Annotated in this window: 19 protein-coding genes; 13 read left to right on the top strand and 6 right to left on the bottom strand. The window is 49.0% G+C overall.

Translation table 11 applies throughout. The features are described 5' to 3' along the window. The first annotated feature begins 4 nt into the window (after positions 1 to 4). Both bamE and C2M36_RS14780 read left to right on the top strand, forming a co-directional pair. The gene (gene bamE / locus C2M36_RS14775) at positions 5 to 256 is read left to right on the top strand and encodes an outer membrane protein assembly factor BamE domain-containing protein (protein WP_105189577.1); all 252 of its coding nucleotides are present in this window, start codon (positions 5 to 7) and stop codon (positions 254 to 256) included. A gap of 63 nt (positions 257 to 319) precedes the next feature. Next, positions 320 to 772: a hypothetical protein gene (locus C2M36_RS14780; RefSeq protein ID WP_105255567.1), complete on the top strand. Its 453-nt coding sequence runs from the start codon at positions 320 to 322 to the stop codon at positions 770 to 772. Position 773: 1 nt separating this feature from the next. Here C2M36_RS14780 and C2M36_RS14785 read toward each other — a convergent pair whose 3' ends face one another. The 3 genes from C2M36_RS14785 to C2M36_RS16850 form a co-directional block, all read right to left on the bottom strand. Beyond that, positions 774 to 2,150, bottom strand: a complete 1,377-nt coding sequence (locus C2M36_RS14785) for a hypothetical protein (protein ID WP_442792665.1) — start codon at positions 2,148 to 2,150, stop codon at positions 774 to 776. A 110-nt stretch (positions 2,151 to 2,260) separates the two neighbouring features. Next, complete coding sequence (locus C2M36_RS14790; protein WP_105255568.1) at positions 2,261 to 4,852, bottom strand: TonB-dependent receptor; 2,592 nt, start codon at positions 4,850 to 4,852, stop codon at positions 2,261 to 2,263. Positions 4,853 to 5,456: 604 nt separating this feature from the next. Next, positions 5,457 to 5,900 carry a hypothetical protein gene (locus C2M36_RS16850; protein WP_158678964.1) on the bottom strand — a complete coding sequence of 148 codons (444 nt, stop codon included), beginning with the start codon at positions 5,898 to 5,900 and terminating at the stop codon, positions 5,457 to 5,459. Positions 5,901 to 6,214: 314 nt separating this feature from the next. Here C2M36_RS16850 and ccoN point away from each other — a divergent pair, with 314 nt between their 5' ends. The 11 genes from ccoN to ttcA all read left to right on the top strand — a co-directional run bounded on the left by ccoN (position 6,215) and on the right by ttcA (position 16,099). After that, positions 6,215 to 7,648: a cytochrome-c oxidase, cbb3-type subunit I gene (gene ccoN, locus C2M36_RS14795; RefSeq protein ID WP_105189574.1), complete on the top strand. Its 1,434-nt coding sequence runs from the start codon at positions 6,215 to 6,217 to the stop codon at positions 7,646 to 7,648. Positions 7,649 to 7,659: 11 nt separating this feature from the next. Continuing rightward, a complete protein-coding gene (gene ccoO, locus C2M36_RS14800; protein ID WP_105255569.1) occupies positions 7,660 to 8,280 on the top strand; it encodes a cytochrome-c oxidase, cbb3-type subunit II in 621 nt (206 codons plus the stop codon). A 5-nt stretch (positions 8,281 to 8,285) separates the two neighbouring features. After that, the gene (locus C2M36_RS14805; protein ID WP_105189573.1) at positions 8,286 to 8,471 is read left to right on the top strand and encodes a cbb3-type cytochrome oxidase subunit 3; all 186 of its coding nucleotides are present in this window, start codon (positions 8,286 to 8,288) and stop codon (positions 8,469 to 8,471) included. Continuing rightward, positions 8,468 to 9,436, top strand: coding sequence for a cytochrome-c oxidase, cbb3-type subunit III (gene ccoP / locus C2M36_RS14810; RefSeq protein ID WP_105255570.1), 969 nt, complete (start codon positions 8,468 to 8,470; stop codon positions 9,434 to 9,436). Before C2M36_RS14805 ends, ccoP begins: the two co-directional genes overlap by 4 nt. Positions 9,437 to 9,550: 114 nt before the next feature. Continuing rightward, the gene (locus C2M36_RS14815; protein WP_105255571.1) at positions 9,551 to 10,045 is read left to right on the top strand and encodes a FixH family protein; all 495 of its coding nucleotides are present in this window, start codon (positions 9,551 to 9,553) and stop codon (positions 10,043 to 10,045) included. A 6-nt stretch (positions 10,046 to 10,051) separates the two neighbouring features. Then, positions 10,052 to 12,427 carry a heavy metal translocating P-type ATPase gene (locus C2M36_RS14820; RefSeq protein WP_442792668.1) on the top strand — a complete coding sequence of 792 codons (2,376 nt, stop codon included), beginning with the start codon at positions 10,052 to 10,054 and terminating at the stop codon, positions 12,425 to 12,427. Then, complete coding sequence (gene ccoS / locus C2M36_RS14825) at positions 12,424 to 12,597, top strand: cbb3-type cytochrome oxidase assembly protein CcoS (RefSeq protein ID WP_105189569.1); 174 nt, start codon at positions 12,424 to 12,426, stop codon at positions 12,595 to 12,597. Before C2M36_RS14820 ends, ccoS begins: the two co-directional genes overlap by 4 nt. Then, the gene (locus C2M36_RS14830) at positions 12,584 to 13,255 is read left to right on the top strand and encodes a sulfite exporter TauE/SafE family protein (protein WP_105255573.1); all 672 of its coding nucleotides are present in this window, start codon (positions 12,584 to 12,586) and stop codon (positions 13,253 to 13,255) included. The genes ccoS and C2M36_RS14830 overlap by 14 nt, the downstream gene beginning before the upstream one ends. 36 nt (positions 13,256 to 13,291) lie before the next feature. Then, positions 13,292 to 14,047, top strand: a complete 756-nt coding sequence (locus tag C2M36_RS14835; RefSeq protein WP_105189567.1) for an FNR family transcription factor — start codon at positions 13,292 to 13,294, stop codon at positions 14,045 to 14,047. A gap of 105 nt (positions 14,048 to 14,152) precedes the next feature. Then, positions 14,153 to 15,076, top strand: coding sequence for a universal stress protein UspE (gene uspE / locus C2M36_RS14840; RefSeq protein ID WP_105255574.1), 924 nt, complete (start codon positions 14,153 to 14,155; stop codon positions 15,074 to 15,076). A gap of 105 nt (positions 15,077 to 15,181) precedes the next feature. Next, positions 15,182 to 16,099, top strand: coding sequence for a tRNA 2-thiocytidine(32) synthetase TtcA (gene ttcA / locus C2M36_RS14845; RefSeq protein WP_105255575.1), 918 nt, complete (start codon positions 15,182 to 15,184; stop codon positions 16,097 to 16,099). Positions 16,100 to 16,156: 57 nt separating this feature from the next. Here ttcA and C2M36_RS14850 read toward each other — a convergent pair whose 3' ends face one another. From C2M36_RS14850 to C2M36_RS14860, 3 genes are all read right to left on the bottom strand, one after another. Continuing rightward, positions 16,157 to 16,984, bottom strand: coding sequence for a hypothetical protein (locus C2M36_RS14850; protein WP_158678965.1), 828 nt, complete (start codon positions 16,982 to 16,984; stop codon positions 16,157 to 16,159). Positions 16,985 to 17,203: 219 nt separating this feature from the next. After that, complete coding sequence (locus C2M36_RS14855) at positions 17,204 to 17,854, bottom strand: DUF2987 domain-containing protein (protein ID WP_158678966.1); 651 nt, start codon at positions 17,852 to 17,854, stop codon at positions 17,204 to 17,206. Next, positions 17,847 to 18,665, bottom strand: coding sequence for a glucosaminidase domain-containing protein (locus tag C2M36_RS14860; RefSeq protein WP_105255578.1), 819 nt, complete (start codon positions 18,663 to 18,665; stop codon positions 17,847 to 17,849). Before C2M36_RS14860 ends, C2M36_RS14855 begins: the two co-directional genes overlap by 8 nt. Positions 18,666 to 18,721: the final 56 nt, after the last annotated feature.

Here is an 18,721-nt window from a genome sequence, read left to right on the forward strand (position 1 = left end):
TAATATGAAAAAATCGCTTCTTTTAGCTATCGCCGCAGGTCTAACCCTAACTGCTTGTTCTAAAGTGACTCTTGAAAACTACGAGCAAATCAAGGTCGGTATGGACCGCGCAGAAGTGGAAGCGCTTTTAGGCAGCCCGTCTGCGTGTGAAGACAAAGCCCTACACACCAACTGTATCTGGGGTTCAGAAAGCAAAAACATTCAGGTTACCCTGGTTTCGGATAAAGTAACTCTTTATTCTGAAAAAGGCCTGTAAGGTCTAAGGGGTGGCGTCGCCACCCCAACAATCTGCTCTCATTAATGGAATAAGGATATCGCCATGAAAAAAATAAGCCTGGCTAGCGCCTGTGCCGCCCTACTGCTATCAAGTCAATCCATTGCCGGTATTTATACCGATGACCTGGCAAAATGCTTGGTTAAATCAACCAGCCCTCAAGATAGAACCCAATTAGTACAATGGATGTTTGCCGCCGCCTCTGCTCACCCTGCAGTACAAGACATCTCTAACGTGACGGGGCAACAAATGGAAACAGCCAACAAGCTTACCGCCGGCTTATTTATGCGCTTATTAACAGTGTCGTGCAAGGAGCAAACGCGGGACGCCATTCGTTACGAAGGGCCATTTGCCATTCAGGGCAGTTTTGAAGTGCTTGGCCAGGTTGCGGGTCAGGAGCTGTTTGCCAGCCCTGAGGTCACGCAGTCCATCGCCGGTCTAGAAAAATATATAGACTCAAGCAAGATTGACGACGTGGTCAACGACATCGCTAACTAATCTAACCATGCTGTACTTCACCTATGGGCTCTAAGGCCACCACAGCCGAGCGATTCAAAGTGATTTTATAGCGCTGGGCCTGTTTATTACCAGCGCTGTTGTGACTGACCAAGACCAGATTAATTTGATAACGACGCTCCACCGCGTGTTTACGAATTTTCTTGCCCGTATATTCATACAGCTTTCCTTCCCCCTTGCGTAAATAACGCACCATGGGCGCCAAACTAATACTGGTAGTCTGGTTTAAGGCATCATATCCAGGCAAAAATGCATTAACCAGGACCTGATTTTCAAATTGCATATATAGCCATTGAGCGGCTTGTTTATTTTGTTGTCGGCGCTTTGAAAATATAGCCGCAACGTCCTTAGGTATACGCTTAGGTCGAATATATTCCAACCATACTTTTTGTTTCCCTACTCGAGAGCGTGTGGTGCTGTTATAAAAAAGATTCAGCCATTTGGCGCGGCCGCGAATAATTCGACGCCATAGAAAATAGGTGACGTCTTCCTTAAAAATTTCCCTAAGACCATAGATGGTGCCCAATAAGGCCACTAAGCCTACGGTAACCTGGGTAAAGTTGGTACGGGCGTTAAGCACCAAGACCATAACAAAGGCCATGATCACCGCGGTCACCAAGCCCTTTACCATCCTTTTCAACATGGTATTGAGGTTTTTTGTTTCTCTTTTTAATACTACCCCATGCTCAATTAAGCGCTGTAGTAACAGCATCTTATTGGCGAGGCGGTTGGGGTCTTCCAAGGTCGGAGAAGAATTATAGCGGGCATTTTGGCGGTGCTCGTTTTCATCTTGGCAATATTGTAATAATTGCGCGCGCTCCAGGCCAAAGTCGGTAGATTTTGGCGCCTTATCGAGCAGTTTTAATAGCCCTTGCTCTATATACCAACTGAGAAAGTTATCGGCATTATGATAAAAAGATAATAGCTTTTTCTCTTTCGGCTCATAACGACGCAAACGCTTCAATAGCCGATGAGCCTCCTGCTTTAATGCCAGTGCCCGAATATAAAACTCGTCGGCCTCAGTAATACTCAGCGCTTCAGAAATATCAGTATCCACTGCCAGACGTACCTGATAGCAATATAGGTTAAGATTTTGCCGGTACTCCTGCTCATCACCACGCACTTTACTTACGTAGCGGCTACGAACTAAGGGTAAATGTATACCGCTGGCATTATAAGCCAAATGACTTTTAATATGGTTATAGTAGAAGCTTTCTTCCCCAAGAGTGTTGGGGTTTATACCCATTTCATTGGGGATACAAAAATACAACTCGATACGGGTGTGGGATTTAGGTAGCAATGATTGCCCAAGCGCCAGACGCAAGCCTTCATCAAGTTTGAGTGTAGCGATTTCGTGCAAAGATTAGCCCCCTATTGTATTGATAATAAAAGTATAACCTATTTTTCACGAATAAAAAAAATGCCCATCAGCACGCTGATAGGCATTTTAATGCTAAGGCTTAGAGCCAATTAGAACTTAACGTTCACACTCGCGAAGAAGCGACGACCTAGTACGTCATACGTGTACGGGTCAGTGTTAGAGTCGTTGTTGCCTGTGTAGTAAGGCGCTTGCTTATCAAACAGGTTGTTTACACCACCAGATAGCGACACTGTGTCGTTGATGATGTATGAACCGCTGATGTCGTGGTAAACCACAGTGCCAACGCTTGGTACTAAACACTTGCTGTTTTCTTTTTGACAAGAGTAATCATCTAAACCATCGATCATACGTGCCTGATACTGTGCATCCCAGCTATCGCCAGCAACATTTAGCGTGAAGTTAGTCTTGTACTCAGCATAGCTACCTAGGCTAGAAGTTACTAGACCTACATAGTCGATGCTGCTTGTACCTGAATCAACAATGTACTCGTCAAGGATAGTGATATCCAGGCCTGTACGCCATGCTAGGTCAAGAGCGTCAAACGCGTACTTGAAGTTAACATCGTAGCCTTTAGTTTGCTCAGCACCGATGTTTTGTAGCTGGTTGTTGAAGCTAATACGGCCAGTGCTTTGGTTGAAGTTGATGTCTGCAGACTGACATAGCGCCGAACCGGTGTTGATGTAACCACCTGTGTTCTTGTCTAGACAGTACTCAACAATGTACTGGTCGTTTACGCTTGAAATCGCATTTTCGATTTCGATGTCGAAGTAGTCAACGGTCATTGAGAAACCGTCTAACCATGAAGGCGCGTATACGAAACCAGCAGTTAGCGTATCAGCTTCTTCCGGAGTTAGCTGGTCGTTACCACCTACAGTTACTTCAGCCTGGTCTTGTGCACCTGGGAACTTAACCTGTTCGAATGAAGGTGATTTACCTTGGTATAGCTCTGATACAGTAGGAGCACGGAAAGCCGTTGAACGTACCGCACGAAGCATTAGTTCATCGTTTACACGATAAGTTAGACCTAGCTTCCAGGTCTCGTCAGAACCGAAGGTGCTGTAGTCGAATGCACGAACGGCTGCACTTAGGTCGATGCTGTCAGCAAATGCTGCATCGGCAACTAGCGGCACGGCGAATTCAACATAGGCTTCGTTTACATCGAAACGACCGCCGGTAGGCTCAACACGAGGGTCATTAGCAAGACCTTGTGAAGTTAGTGAATCTGGAACATACCAGGCTTTTTCTTCACGACGCTCGATACCCGCAGCGAAACCTACGTAACCGGCAGGAAGTTCCATTACTTCACCGTTAAGGCCCGCAGAGATAACCAATAGCTGGCTACCGCCCGAGTTGTTTTCGGTGTAGTTGTACTGTTGTAGGTTGTCACCAGACCAGTCAGCTTGATCTAATGGGTTGAAGTCGCCTTCAACGATAGCGTCTTGGATTGAACCCATGTTTAGTAGGTTAGTTGCGCGGTCAACCGAGTCGTTACGACCGAATACAACTGATGTATCCCAGCCCCAACCGTTGTCGAACTCACCGTTTAGGCCAACTACGGCACGTACAGTATCTACAACCTGCTCGTAGCCACGAGGACCAACGTCAGTCATACGACGACCGTAAGAGATCTCTTCACCGTCAGCAACACCATGCGCCAATAGTGAATCACCCATGTTTTCGGCGTCATAAGTAAAGTCAAACCATACTGGCTGAGGTGCCATTTGCTGATCTGACCAACGCTTAGAGTAAGTGAATTCAGTAACAAGACGCGTAGTGTCTGTTAGCTCAAAGTTACCCACACCCGTTAGGTTAAGACGACGCATTGGCGTGTATAGATAGCTCGCTTGTGAGAAATTATATCGATCTTTAGTATCGTCGAAATCGTGCCACTCACCGTCTGCCTGACCTTGTAGGTTGGCATTGTCAGCCCAAACGTGACCGAAAGGCGTGTAAGAAGAACCGCCACAGTAGAAGCTGCCGTTGTCGTAGTCTTCGCTAATCGGGCAATCAGAGAAATCACGGTCGGCCTGAGAAGCATCGCCACGGTCGGTGTACTGAAGACCGATAACCACGTTACCACGGTCGAAGCTAGAACCCATAGTGATGTCGAATGAAGTCTCATCGGCGTCGCCTTCACCGGTGATAGCACCGCTCAGGTTCATGTCCAGACCTTCGAAGTCATCTTTAAGGATGATGTTAACTACGCCGGCTACCGCATCGGTACCGTAAACAGCAGAAGCACCGTCTTTTAGTACTTCAACTGATTTGATCATAGAAACAGGGATGGTGTTAAGGTCAACAGTAGACGCAGCACCTGTACCTGAGTTGATCATACGACGACCGTTTACAAGTACTAGCGTACGCTGAGCACCTAAACCACGTAGATCAACGCGTGCGTTACCACCTGAGCCGTTGTTTACGGCTGGGTTAGTCATGGCACCGCTGGCAGCCGTCATTTTTTGTAATACGCTATCGATGCTGGTCGCACCCATGGCTTTAATATCGTTGGCACCGATCAAGGTTACTGGCGACGCAGTTTCCATGTCGGTACGCTTGATGCGAGAGCCCGTTACTTGAATCTTTTCAATTGCGTCGGCTGAAGAATCCGCAGCAATTGCTTGAACACTTGAGAACATAGGCAAAGCTGCAACAACAGCTAGCCCTAGTTGTGTCTTTTTCATATTAAACCCTACTTGTTGAATTTTTACCCGATTTGGGTGGCTATGCAGTTCATATTTTTATGAATTTACTGCACAACGCCGAGCAACTTAGGTTTAATTAACTGAATGAAAACTGAATGGGAGTGCAGGTATCAAACAACGTAAAATACCCCGAGTTTTCCCATAAAAGCATGTAACCACTTGTTATAAATGTTTACGTCTATAAGCCTTTAAAAATACGAACTAAGCACCTTTTTAAATGACAATTTTTGATACCTGAAACTATATGCGGTGACTTTGTAACTCAATGTAATCGATGGTGGTGGGCTTTGCTTAATCGAAAATTTACAACTTATACACAGGCCGTTATTCATGCATTTAAAATATACTGGTTAAATTAATAGCTTAGCGGCACTCGTTTTGGACTTGCTCAAAAAGCAACAATGCAAGGCGATTATAATCCACCCAACTATCGGTGAATTTATATGCAAATATGTCGTTCGAGCGGGATTGGCAAAAACAGCCATAAGAATGAAGTGTAAGCCGCAAAGTGAGTGATGCCACAGACTAGGCCTCAGGCTAAGCCTTGAGTGAGACCTTTTGGCAGGGCCGTCCTCTAGGCCGGTTACGGATGGGTTACGTTAATGGGATAGGCCAGAGTTTGCACTTGCCCCCGGTGGCTGACTTGAACCTTTAGCTGCCAAAGCATGTTAGGTTCGGAGCAGGCACCGACCATGATGTCCGCCTGCCATAAGCGTGCGTCAATTTGCTTAAAAAGCACCGGGATGGTGCCCATATACATGGTGATCCCCTGCATCTGTGCGCTCTCTATCAGGGCGTCAGCTGGCATGTGTAAAGACACAGAAAACGGAGACTCAGGATGGACACGCTCGCCACTGAGGGCGAATCGGAATGAGTCGATGTTGAGCGGGTGATGGTCACAACAATGGGTGAGCGACGCATCTTTGACTATACTCATGTCGGTGTCGTCACACGCGGTCAGTGACAGCATGGTCGCCAACAGGGGATAGAAAACAAGATAGTGACGGGGATGTAACGACAGCTTCATGGTTATTTATTGAACATTGATTTAGCGTCAATATTAACCAATGGGATCCACGCTGACTAGGCATTAGTTAAAAAATCCCCAACTTCGCATGATAATTTGATTGAAGTCATTATTTTAGCCATTTGCGCTATCTTTTTGAGGTCAAAAATTTTATTATTTCGACCGCAAATAATAAGAGTGTTGCGAGTCTGCTTTCTGAAACGCTTAATAAAATGAGAGTTTTAGGTAGTCGGCTTTGACACCATCAGTAGGCCCTATTCGCAAGAGTAGGTATTTCATTTCTAATCGCATAATAATGCAGCGGAAACCTGACAATGAGCCAAACAGTAGCATCACAAACTGAGTACAACTATAAAGTTGTTCGCCAATTCGCTATTATGACAGTGATTTGGGGCATCGTTGGCATGAGTGTTGGTGTGTTAATTGCTGCCCAGCTTGCCTGGCCAGCATTGAACTTCGATACCCCATGGCTAACATACTCTCGACTACGTCCGTTACACACGAACGCAGTTATCTTCGCATTCGGCACCAGTGCCCTGTTCGCAACGTCGTATTACGTTGTGCAGCGTACCTGCCAAACGCGCCTTTTCTCCGATAAACTTGCAGCTTTCACCTTCTGGGGCTGGCAGTTGGTTATCGTTTTAGCCGCCATTACCCTGCCTTTGGGTATTACCAGCTCGAAAGAATATGCCGAGCTTGAGTGGCCAATCGATATCCTAATCGCCATCGTCTGGATTTCTTACGCTGTTGTTTTCTTTGGCACCCTGATTAAGCGTAAAGTATCGCACATCTATGTTGCCAACTGGTTCTATGCCGGCTTCATTATCACGGTTGCGGTATTGCACATTGTTAACAGCATGGCCGTGCCGGTATCACTGACTAAGTCATACTCTATCTACGCCGGTGCCGTTGATGCCATGGTACAGTGGTGGTACGGTCACAATGCGGTAGGTTTCCTACTGACGGCTGGTTTCCTTGGTATGATGTATTACTTCGTACCTAAGCAAGCGGGTCGCCCTGTATATTCTTACCGTCTATCGGTTGTTCACTTCTGGGCACTTATCTCTCTATACATCTGGGCTGGTCCTCACCACCTACACTACACCGCGCTACCAGACTGGACTCAGTCACTGGGTATGGTGATGTCTGTAATTCTATTCGTGCCGTCTTGGGGTGGCATGATCAACGGTATCATGACGCTATCTGGCGCATGGCACAAACTACGTACCGACCCGGTACTTCGTTTCCTAGTTGTATCGCTTTCTTTCTACGGTATGTCTACGTTCGAAGGCCCGATGATGGCTATCAAGTCAGTAAACGCGCTTTCGCACTACACTGACTGGACCGTTGGTCACGTACACTCGGGTGCCCTAGGTTGGGTTGCCATGATTTCAATCGGTGCTACATACCACCTTATCCCTGCACTATTCGGCCACAGCCGTATGTACAGCGTGAAACTGGTTAACACCCACTTCTGGCTACACACGGTAGGTGTTGTACTGTACATCGTTGCTATGTGGATCTCTGGCGTAATGCAAGGTCTAATGTGGCGTGCAGTAAACGAAGACGGTACGCTTATGTACAGCTTCGTACAATCGCTAGAAGCATCACATCCTTTCTACATCATGCGTTTCCTAGGCGGTGTATTCATCGTAGCGGGTATGCTGGTAATGGCCTACAACAGCTATCGCACTATTGCAGCTAAGAAAGGCTCAATTGCAGACGATGCGCAAGCACAAGTAGCTTAAGGGGTAGGATGATGAGCAATAATAACTCTAGCAACAAACACGAAATTGTTGAAAAGAACGTTGGCCTAATGGCCATTCTCACGGTGTTCGCTATCAGCTTTGGTGCCCTAGTGGAAATCACTCCGTTGATGTTCCAAAAAGACACCACTGAGCCGGTAGACGGTCTACGCCCACTAACGGCGCTAGAACTTGAAGGCCGCGACATCTATGTACGTGAAGGTTGTTATAACTGTCACTCACAGATGATCCGTCCTTTCCGTGACGAAGTTGAACGCTACGGCCACTACTCTGTTGCCGGTGAAAGCGTTTGGGACCACCCATTCCAGTGGGGTTCTAAGCGTACCGGTCCAGATCTGGCTCGTGTTGGTGAACGTTACTCTGACGATTGGCACTACGCTCACTTAATGGACCCACGCGCCGTGGTTCCTGAGTCAAACATGCCAGCTTTTCCTTGGTTAGATGAAAACGTACTTGATGGCGAGTTAACTGCAAAGAAAATGGAAGTCTTCCGCGACTTCGGCGTACCTTACACGGATGAACAAATCCAAGGTGCCCAAGAGTCGGTTAAAGGCAAGACTGAAATGCAAGCGCTTATCGCTTACTTGCAGCAACTTGGCACACACTTGAAGTAATTATTATGGATTACGGCACGTTCAGAGGCATTTTAACTCTGGTAATAATGGTACTTTTTATCGTGATTGTGTTGTGGGCCTTCAGCAAGCGCAGCAAAAAGCGCTTCGATGATGCAGCCAACGCCGTGTTTGAAGACGAAAAGAAACACCAAAGCACAATCACTAATGAGGAAAAGGAGTCTGAGAAATGACTAGCTTTTGGAGTATTTGGGTCATCGTTCTAACCTTGGCCTGTCTAGTTCTTATCTTCGGCCTACTAGTTTGGAACTTAAAGAACTTCGTAGGTGTTAAAGAAGGCGAGAGCTGTGGCCATGAATTCGATGGCATCGAAGAAATTAACAACCCGCTGCCTAAATGGTGGACTTACATGTTCTTCGCGACCTTCGTGTGGGCCGTGTACTACCTTGCGGCCTACCCTGGTCTAGGTAACTTTGAGGGTTTGTTAAAGTGGAAGAGCTCTAACCAGGGCGTAACATCACTTGAAGAGTCGAAAAAAGCGGTTGAAGACATGCACGCTAACGGCTACCGCATACAGCTGGATGGCGAGTACCGCGCGGCAGAAGAAAAATTCGGCCCTATTTTTGAGTCATTCGCTAAGCGTGACGTACTGGACCTGGCATCTGACGAGCAAGCACTAGAAATCGGCCAACGCCTGTTTCTACAAAACTGTGCTCAGTGTCACGGCTCTGACGCCCGTGGTGGTGACGGCTTCCCTAACCTAACCGACAAAGACTGGTTATACGGTGGTACGCCTGACAAGATCAAAGAAACGCTACTACACGGTCGTGTTGCTGCTATGCCTAGCTGGGAAGCAGCCCTTGGCGACCAAGGCATCAAAGAAATGACTGCCTATGTACTTAGCCTTTCTGGTCGTACGGTTAACCAACGTGATGCCGCCGCAGGTAAAACTAAGTTTGCCATGTGTGCTGCCTGTCACGGTGCCGACGGTAAAGGTTCAGTGGCTCACAACCTACCTTTCGGTGCACCTAACCTAACCGATAACACTTGGTTATACGGCAGTGGTTCAGCACGTTCGGTAGAAGAAACGCTACGTAACGGTCGTGCCGGTGTAATGCCAGCGTGGAAAGAGATTCTAGGCGAAGACAAGGTTCATCTGTTGACCGCCTACGTATACAGCCTGTCGCAAGACAAGTAAGCATACGAATTTAATCGAAATCAAAAAAGCCTCCTATTTGGAGGCTTTTTTTTAGGATTTTATTCACCAATGCCGTAAAATAGCCGTCACTTATCTGGCAACTAACTTGGTATTATGAACGCAACTCCCTGGTATAAGCAGTTTTGGCCTTGGTTTTTACTTTTCTTCCCCCTTGCAACCATTATTGCCTGTGTTGGCCTTATCACCCTGGCGGTGGGTAACGGCCCGGATATGGTGGTCGATGACTACTATAAAAAAGGCAAAGCCATCAACCTTGAGTTAACCAAGTTCGACAAGGCTAAGGCCTTGTATTTACACGGCGATTTACAAATCACCGATGAGCGTATCAGCTTTGCCTTCACCAAGGGCGACGACTCAAAAGTGGCAGCGCTGAATATTGGTTTGTATCACCGCACCATAAGCGATAAAGACCTTACCTTCAGACTGACCAAAAACGCCCGTGGCCAGTTCACCACCCTACTCGACGCACCGGTTGAACAAGGTGCCTATACGGTGTTTATCACCCCGTTTGATGATACCTGGAAGCTAAAAGAAAACATTCAATTGCCGCAAGCGGGCGCCATTAAAGTGAGCCCCGAGTATAAATAAATGAGCATGCAGTCCTGCTTTCATTGCCTTGAGCCCATTCCCAAGGGTTTCAATGAATCGGTTGTTGTTAACGACACGCCCGAGCCCATGTGTTGCATTGGCTGTAAGGCGGTGGCCGAGACCATTATCGCTCAGGGCATGAGCGACTATTATAAATACCGCACCGAATCCGCGGGCAAGGTGCAGCAGCTGGTGCCTGAGCAACTGGCGCTGATCCAAAGCTATGATAACGAGTCTATCCAGCAGGAGTTTATCTCCCATCAGGGCAATGACAAAGAAGTGCTGCTGAGTGTGGAAGGCATAAGCTGCGCGGCCTGTGCCTGGCTGATTGAAAAGCAGCTGTTGGCACACTCCGGGGTGAAGCGCGTCGATGTAAACACCTCCACCCATCGTGCCATGATAGTATGGGACGACACCCAGGCCAAACTCAGCACCCTGATCACCAGCTTGGCGGAAATCGGCTACAAGTCTTACCCCTTCCAGGCCGATAACGAAGCAGCGCAAAAGCAGGCGCAGGCCAAGAGTTTTATCCGCCGCCTGGGTGTGGCTGGCTTGATGACCATGCAGGTGATGATGTTTGCCTTTGCCATGTACTTTGGCATGTTCTCCGGCATGGAAGACAACTTTGAACAGTATTTTCGCTGGATCAGCCTAAGCCTGGCCACACCGGTGATTTTCTATTCGGCATTGCCGTTTTTAAGTAACGCCATCACCGGCTTAAAAGCCAAACAATTAAATATGGATGTGCCCGTCTCCTTGGCCATTTTCGGCGCCTATTTTGCCAGTGGCTATGCCACCGTCAGCGGCACCGGCGAAGTGTATTTTGAGTCCATCTGTATGTTTACCTTCTTGCTGCTGCTGGGCAAATACTTAGAGTTTCGCGCCCGCCTTAAAGCCAGTGAGTTCACTGCTAATCTGCAGCAACTGCTGCCACTGACCGCCCGCGTGGTTGACGGCGATAACGAAGAGCAGTTGATCAGCGCCAAATTGTTAAAGCTCGGAGATACGGTGCGAGTCAAAGCCGGCGAGACCATTGCTGCCGACGGCCTGGTGGTGAGCGGGCGCTCCAGCGTCGATGAGTCCATGATGACGGGTGAACATCACCCGGTTAACAAAACGCATGGCGACCAGGTTCATGCCGGCACGGTAAACCACGACGGGGTGTTGACCTTAGAGGTAAACAAGGTTGGCCAAAACACCCTGGTCAATCAGATTATCCGCCTGCAGCACAGTGCCCTGAGTCAACGCCCGAAAATTGCGCAAATCACCGACAAGGTGGCCCAATGGTTTGTCGCCTGTCTGTTGATCTTTGCTTCTATTACCGCCTTATCCTGGTATCAAATCGACCCGGAACATGCCTTTTGGGTGACCATAGCTGTGTTGGTTGCCACCTGCCCCTGTGCCTTGAGTCTGGCAATTCCCACGGCGCTGACCTGTGCCGTGGCCAACCTCACCAAACGGGGGGTATTGATAAAGCAGGCCCATGTGTTGGAAACCGCCACCAAGTTGACCACGGTGGGCTTTGATAAAACTGGTACCCTCACCTATGGCCGCTTTGCTATCGCTGAGATGGACATTATCGACACAGATTACAGCGAGCAGCAGTTACGTTCGTTAGCGGCCAGTTTAGAGCGCTATTCCGAGCACCCGATTGCCAAAGCCTTTAGCGAGATCACTCCCATTCACCCGCAGCCCGAGCAGGTGGAAGTGCATACCGGCTTTGGCGTTAGCGGCCTATGGCAAGCGCACCGGGTGCATATTGGCAAGGCCAACTGGTTCGCCCACGACCTGACGCTTAATGCCCAGGCGGTATTGTTTATCGACGAACAGCCCGTGGCCGCGTTTTATCTGCACGATCAGGTCCGCGACCATGCCGAAGCACTGCAAGCGGAGCTAAAAGAGCAAAACATCAGCCGCGTGATGCTTACCGGCGACCCTTCAACTGCCGGCAAACAGCTGGCGGAGCAACTCCAACTTGATGCCTACCACGGTGCCCTGCTTCCCGAAGATAAGCTGGCGCTGATGCAACAATGGCATGGCGAAGGTCAGGTATGCGCCATGATAGGTGATGGTGTCAACGACAGCCCGGTCTTTAATGCCGCCCACCTGTCCATTGCCATGGACAGCGGTGCCGACATTTCTAAAAACACCGCCGATGTGGTGCTGCTCAATAGCGACCTGCGCTCGGTGGCGCAATTAATCCGCGTCGCCAAACAAACCCGGCGCATCATTAGGCAGAACTTGACCCTGTCTTTGTGTTATAACGGAGCTATTCTTCCCCTTGCCGCCTTAGGCTGGGTCGCCCCCTGGATGGCGGTGATCGGCATGTCGGCAAGCTCGATTATTGTTATAACCAATTCACTACGGCTGCTGCGCTTATGAGTATCATCTACGTCCTAATCCCCATTGCCATTTTGTTTGTGCTTATCGCCATTGGTATCTTTTTCTGGGCGGTAAGAAGCGAGCAGTTTTCCGATTTGGAAAAGCAAGGTCACAGTATTCTCTTTGAAGACGACAAAGAGGAACACGACAAGAGCAATGAACGAGATTAACTTTGCCGCCGCCCTTTTAATGGGCTTGGCCGGCAGTGGCCATTGCGTGGCCATGTGCGGGGGTATCGCCGGCACGTTTCAGCTTGCCAGCCGCGATCTGCCGCCGCTCGGCGCCACCCTTGCCTATAATGTCGGGCGCTTAAGCAGCTATGCCCTGGCCGGTGCTCTGGTCGGCGGTTTTAGCGCCGCGTTCGCCAGTCAAAATAACCACATTAGCCAGGCTTTGAGCCTGCTCAGTGCGGTGTTTATGATCCTCGTTGGCCTCTATGTTATGCGCCTTTTCAATCCCTTGGGCGGCATAGAAAAGCTGGGCAACTGGGCCATTTGGCGCCATATCGTCAAGCTGAATCGTCATCTGATGCCGGTTAACAGCTACCCAAAAGCCCTGTTATACGGCGCCCTGTGGGGCTGGTTACCCTGCGGCTTGGTCTACAGCGCCCTCACTTGGGCTATTTTTAGCCAAAGCGCCGCCGATGGCGCCTTATTTATGGCCTTATTTGCCCTTGGTACCTTGCCCGCACTGCTCGCCTTGGGCTTGGGTGCCAACGCCATTAAGGGTATACTTAACCAAACGTGGGTGCGCCTGGTGCTAGGTAATCTATTACTTTGGTATGGGCTCTATAGCTTGGTTATTGCAAGTGCCTCGCTAGTCACGTAGATTTAACTTCATCTCTTGCTTACCTTGGAATGTAAAATGGACGTAAAAACACAACTTTCTGGTAAATTCGCCGGTAAATCGAATTGCACCATTAGCTGTACCAACTGCTCTATCTCACAGTTGTGCCTTCCTTTTAGCTTAAACGGCGAAGAAATGGACCGCCTTGATGAAATCATCGAGCGCAAAAAGCCACTGCACAAGGGCGACTACCTGTTCGAGTCTGGCACTAAGCTAAAATCTATTTTCGCGGTTCGCAGTGGCTCATTTAAATCTTTCACCCTATCCGAGCAAGGTGAAGAGCAGATCACCGGCTTTCACCTTGCAGGCGATTTAGTGGGTTTCGATGGTATTCATACCTTTACCCACCAAAGTTTTGCCCAAGCCATGGAAACCTCCATGGTCTGTGAGATCCCCTTTGAAACCTTGGACGATTTGGCCGGCCGCTTACCCAAGTTGCGCCAACAGATCATGCGCCTGATGAGCAATGAGATTAACTATGATCAGGAAATGCTGCTGTTATTGAATAAAAAGACCGCCGAGCAGCGTCTGGCGTCCTTCTTACATACGCTTTCTCGTCGCTTTAGCGAGCGCGGCTTCTCGGCCCGTGAATTTCGTCTCACTATGACCCGCGGCGAAATTGGTAATTACCTGGGTTTAACCGTAGAAACCATCAGCCGTTTGCTGAGTCGTTTCCAAAAAAGTGGTTTTATTAGCGTCGACGGTAAATTTATTACCATCAACGATCATCAGCAACTTGCTCAGGCGGCTGCGATTTCTACGCCAAGCAGTTGATCTGACTCAAACTAAGTCCATTAGCGCCTTTAAATATCAGAGATTTCTATTACACTCAAAGATGTATTGAAATACTCTTAAAATTAGGTATTAAGGAGGCGCATAATGGACAAAATTAAACGAATACTCGCAGTTGTTGACCCTTCCGTTGAGCTACAACAGAGCTTATCTCGAGCCGCTGAAATAGCGCGCAACACTGGCGCAAAAATCACCGCCTTCTTATCCATCTACGATTTCTCCTATGAGATGACCACCATGCTCAGTGGCGATGAGCGCGAAGCCATGCGCAGAGCGGTTATCGCCGATAAACAACAATGGCTTCAGTCCTTGGCGGCGCAGCATGAAAATATTGCCTTCGATACCAAGGTGGTGTGGCATAACCGCCCCTTTGAAGCCATTATTCGTGAGGTCTTAGAGCAAGAGTATGATTTGGTGATCAAGGGTACACATCAGCATCATGCCCTTAAATCGGTGATTTTCACCCCCACCGACTGGCACCTTATTCGTAAATGTCCAACCCCGTTATTGCTGGTAAAAGATCATAAGTGGCTGGTTGGTGGCGCTATTTTGGCCGCTGTTAATGCCTCCAGTGATGATGATGAACATCGAGCCCTGAGTCAGCGCATCATTAAGGACGCCCAGTTTATTAGTAAAATCGCCCAGGGCGATTTGCACCTGGTGAATGCCTACCCGGCGACACCGGTCAATATTGCCATCGAAATCCCAGAGTTTAACCCGTCTCAATATAATGAAACGGTGAAAGAGCATCACCTGAGCTCCACTCGGGAGCTGGGTAAGCAATTCAATATTCCAGAGAACCATCAACATGTGGAAGAAGGCCTGCCTGAGGACGTGCTGCCCCGCCTGGCAGAAAAGCTCGACAGCGAACTGGTGGTCATAGGCACGGTAGGTCGCACCGGACTCAGCGCCGCACTTGTTGGTAACACAGCCGAGCATGTCATCGACAGTCTGGATTGCGACGTACTGGCTCTGAAGCCGGACGGCTACCGCAGTCCCTTAGAAGATTAAGGTTTTCAACTCCCAAAGGCAGCATCCGCTGCCTTTTTCTTGATGCCTTGAGAGCCTCAGCCTATAATACGCGCCTTTGATTTTAGCCGTAACGAGGGTGCCCAGGTGTCGCATTCAGCACAAGCCAAAGCGCAATACAATTTCAACAAACTGCAAAAGCGCTTACGCCGCCATACCGGTCAGGCCATTGCCGACTTTAATATGATTGAAGAAGGCGATCGCATCATGGTGTGCTTGTCTGGTGGTAAAGACAGCTACACCCTTTTGGATATACTGCAAAACCTGCAACGCTCGGCACCAGTCAACTTCGAGCTGTTCGCCGTAAACCTGGATCAAAAGCAGCCCGGCTTCCCCGAACATATTCTCCCTGGATACCTTAATGAGTTGGGTATTGAATACAAAATAGTCGAGGAAGACACCTACGCCATCGTTAAGGACAAGATCCCCGAAGGTAAAACCACCTGCTCACTGTGCTCACGTCTGCGCCGCGGCATCTTATACCGCACCGCCAAAGAAATGGGCGCCACCAAGATTGCCCTGGGCCATCACCGTGACGATATGATAGAAACCATGTTTCTGAACATGTTCTATGGTGGCAAGTTAAAAGGGATGCCGGCAAAACTCATGAGCGATGACGGCCAGCACATGGTTATTCGCCCGCTGGCCTACTGTAAGGAAGTGGATATCGCCGAGTATGCAGAGCATAAGGAGTTCCCGATTATCCCTTGTAACCTGTGCGGCTCGCAGGAAAATCTGCAACGACAAAACATCAAAGCCATGTTGCAGCAATGGCATAAACAACACCCGGGACGCATCGAAAGCATCTTTACCGCGATGCAAAACGTGGTGCCTTCGCACCTGGCCGACACTAATTTATTTGCCTTTAGCGACTTACAAACCGGCGAGGTGATCGATGGCGGTGACACGGCGATGGATAAGCCTGAGGTACCCGTCATCCCCGTAGGCTATGACCAAGAAGATGAGGTCGCCGATACGACCCCTGCGATTATTGAACTGACTTAATGTCACCATGAAAAAAGCGCTAATAAGCGCTTTTTTCATATGTACAAGGCGGCTAGCCTATTCGCAGCCCTCCTCAATTTCATTGACACAAATATCACCGGTTTCAGTAAAGGTGGCATTGCCGTCGACTCCTATGGCACCCACTTCGATTTTCATTTCCGTATTTGCCGGCAAGGCATCCAAAAACTCTTGTGAGACAGCAACCTGAAACGCCGATGCGGGCACCCGAACACTGAATTTCATCTTCGCCAAGGGATCTCCATCCTCGACAACGGTATCCATAACGACTTCCCACGCACCGACGGCTACAAATTCGGGGTGCATAGGCAAGCTACCATCACTGACTAAATCATCAAGTTCGCCACTGGTCGCACATTTACCAAGATCGTTACCCGGCTCCCAGGTGATCACTCCACCATAATATGAAACATTGGCAGGCGCGGCCGGTAGGTGATAGGTAAGCAAGGTCTCTCCTTCGGCTTTTTCTCCTTCTTCACCTTTGCCCGTGACCATATAGATACCGGGTTGCCAGCGCTCTAGAAACTCACTTAGTGTGACTATTTCTTCATCCTCTTCGGCTTCCGGATCATTCCAACACAAGGGTTCGGCGCTTTCGGCAAAGGTTTCGGTCAAGGTTTGTTCCTTCAATGACCCCCCTACCTTGTACTCGAACAGTTTGGCGCCATCTGGGTCCGTCAGCCGCGCCGACTCAAGGTCGTCACCGTCGAATAAAAAGTGGAAACCTATGTCTCCGTCGCTGGCATTAATTTCAATCAGAGCCAGGCATTCTCCGAAATCACCGCAGGGTTCGGTTGCCAAGCCCTGCATACTTGCGCCTGAGGTGACCACAAACAGCATGGCTCCTATTTTGGATATGTATTGCATTTTCTATTCCTCGTTGTTTGCTTTTAACGGCGATCGAGGCATTCGCATAATACAAAATGAACGGGTCACCGCCGTTACACTCGTAGAAAGTATAGAAGCGAGACAGGACTTTGCAGCGAGCAATAGGAAGAATTTTAGGTAGTCTGCGGTAGCACAGACAATCAAGGCTGAAGTGGGGTGGGTCAGTAGCCCGGCGGCACCGGGCACTGTGGTCAATGATTAACCTTTATCAATCCAGGGAGTGATGCGCACCAGTTTGCTGCCGTCGACTAAGACAGTTTCGCTGTCTTGCCATTTGTTTTTAATTTTGACCTTACAGCGGGTATCGGCACACTGCCAGTCGGATGGGACACTGGTCGGCACCGAGCCGTCAAAGTGAAGTTGAATGCCCTGCTGCTCCGGTAACAAAAAAGACATCAGGGTGCCGACGAAGAAACCGGAAAGGTCCGCCAACAATTCATCAAATTCCTGATTGACCTGATACAGCTGCCCCGCAGTGATCCCCTGTTGCGGCATTTTTGCCTCAATTTGCATGCTCAACTGACACCCACCGGCATTCGCTGGGGTCACCACGACCATGGCCTTGTGAGTATCAAGCTCTTTATCAAAGGGTAAAAACAGCTGACCTTGGTCGTTGTAGGTCAAGGCATAGCTTTGCTTTTCCGTTAAGATCTCACCCTCGGCTATTTCGCACGGCTTGGCATCGGCATAGGTTTTTAAATAGAAACCCACCTGCGCATATTGGTACTCCCCCTCATTGACGACTTCCATGCGATCATAAAAGCCGTCATAAGACATCACCACGGGCTCGGCGGCAGCAGTAAACGACAATATTAATAAAGGAGATAGCCAGGAAGTCAGTTTATTCATCAAAATACGCCTCATTGTGATCTATCATCGCGTGCAGCTCTTCGATATAGGCTTCACCGCGTTCGGAATAGGACATTAACCCATAGGCCAGCGCCTTGGCGCTTAGCGGTTCTTGTGCCTGGCGCAGCTCGGCGCGAATATCGCGCAGCTCGCGATAGGCATTATGGGTGTTAATATTGTAAAAATACGCATCGACCGCCTCTTGCACCGATTGATACACGGCCACTTCATGTTTAGCCCCCTGGTTACGGCGTTTGGGTACCAGGCCACAGCCTTCACTAAAACACCATTGGCCAAAAAAGTTTAAGCCGATACGGGCAAAACGCGAGGTGCCCCAGGCCGACTCATTGGCCGCCTGCATCATCACCAGCTCTTTTGGGATCACATCAACGCGGCGCAATGCCTGTTGCAATGACAGTTCACCGATCTCTTCGTCTTCCAGGCCATATTCGGCAAAAATATCGGTCACCTTTTGCTCTTGCGTGGTGGACAAGGCCTGCTGATACTGAACCATCATCAGGGCAATTTCCAAGGTCGCACGCTGCTCCCGCACGCGGTTGTTGGCTTTTTCCACCGGGCCACGAATAAAGTCAAAAAACAGGGATTTTTTCTTTTTGATATCGGTCACTTGTGCAAAATTAGGCAGTTTCACATTATGCCGTGGCTTCTCTACCTCCGGCTTGGTAACCACCTGCTCTGACGTTGAGTCTGTGATCTGCGCACCTTGCTCTTGCTGTTGCCAAATAAAAGGGTACAACAGGCCGGTAATGGATACGATGGCGAATAAAACGAGTCCCAGCTTTTTGATCATGACACCTCTAGTATTCATCTGTCTGGATAAACAAACGGCGCATTATATCCTAACAG

The organism is Pseudoalteromonas sp. T1lg75, assembly GCF_002964705.1.
Lineage (GTDB): Bacteria > Pseudomonadota > Gammaproteobacteria > Enterobacterales > Alteromonadaceae > Pseudoalteromonas.

Coding starts and splice junctions, on each gene's coding strand:
- bamE (WP_105189577.1), top strand. CDS start 5: ATGAAAAAATCGCTTCTTTTAGCTATCGCCGCAGGTCTAACCCTAACT.
- C2M36_RS14780 (WP_105255567.1), top strand. CDS start 320: ATGAAAAAAATAAGCCTGGCTAGCGCCTGTGCCGCCCTACTGCTATCA.
- C2M36_RS14790 (WP_105255568.1), bottom strand. CDS start 4,852: ATGAAAAAGACACAACTAGGGCTAGCTGTTGTTGCAGCTTTGCCTATG.
- C2M36_RS16850 (WP_158678964.1), bottom strand. CDS start 5,900: ATGAAGCTGTCGTTACATCCCCGTCACTATCTTGTTTTCTATCCCCTG.
- ccoN (WP_105189574.1), top strand. CDS start 6,215: ATGAGCCAAACAGTAGCATCACAAACTGAGTACAACTATAAAGTTGTT.
- ccoO (WP_105255569.1), top strand. CDS start 7,660: ATGAGCAATAATAACTCTAGCAACAAACACGAAATTGTTGAAAAGAAC.
- C2M36_RS14805 (WP_105189573.1), top strand. CDS start 8,286: ATGGATTACGGCACGTTCAGAGGCATTTTAACTCTGGTAATAATGGTA.
- ccoP (WP_105255570.1), top strand. CDS start 8,468: ATGACTAGCTTTTGGAGTATTTGGGTCATCGTTCTAACCTTGGCCTGT.
- C2M36_RS14815 (WP_105255571.1), top strand. CDS start 9,551: ATGAACGCAACTCCCTGGTATAAGCAGTTTTGGCCTTGGTTTTTACTT.
- C2M36_RS14820 (WP_442792668.1), top strand. CDS start 10,052: ATGCAGTCCTGCTTTCATTGCCTTGAGCCCATTCCCAAGGGTTTCAAT.
- ccoS (WP_105189569.1), top strand. CDS start 12,424: ATGAGTATCATCTACGTCCTAATCCCCATTGCCATTTTGTTTGTGCTT.
- C2M36_RS14830 (WP_105255573.1), top strand. CDS start 12,584: ATGAACGAGATTAACTTTGCCGCCGCCCTTTTAATGGGCTTGGCCGGC.
- C2M36_RS14835 (WP_105189567.1), top strand. CDS start 13,292: ATGGACGTAAAAACACAACTTTCTGGTAAATTCGCCGGTAAATCGAAT.
- uspE (WP_105255574.1), top strand. CDS start 14,153: ATGGACAAAATTAAACGAATACTCGCAGTTGTTGACCCTTCCGTTGAG.
- C2M36_RS14850 (WP_158678965.1), bottom strand. CDS start 16,984: ATGCAATACATATCCAAAATAGGAGCCATGCTGTTTGTGGTCACCTCA.
- C2M36_RS14855 (WP_158678966.1), bottom strand. CDS start 17,854: ATGAATAAACTGACTTCCTGGCTATCTCCTTTATTAATATTGTCGTTT.
- C2M36_RS14860 (WP_105255578.1), bottom strand. CDS start 18,665: ATGATCAAAAAGCTGGGACTCGTTTTATTCGCCATCGTATCCATTACC.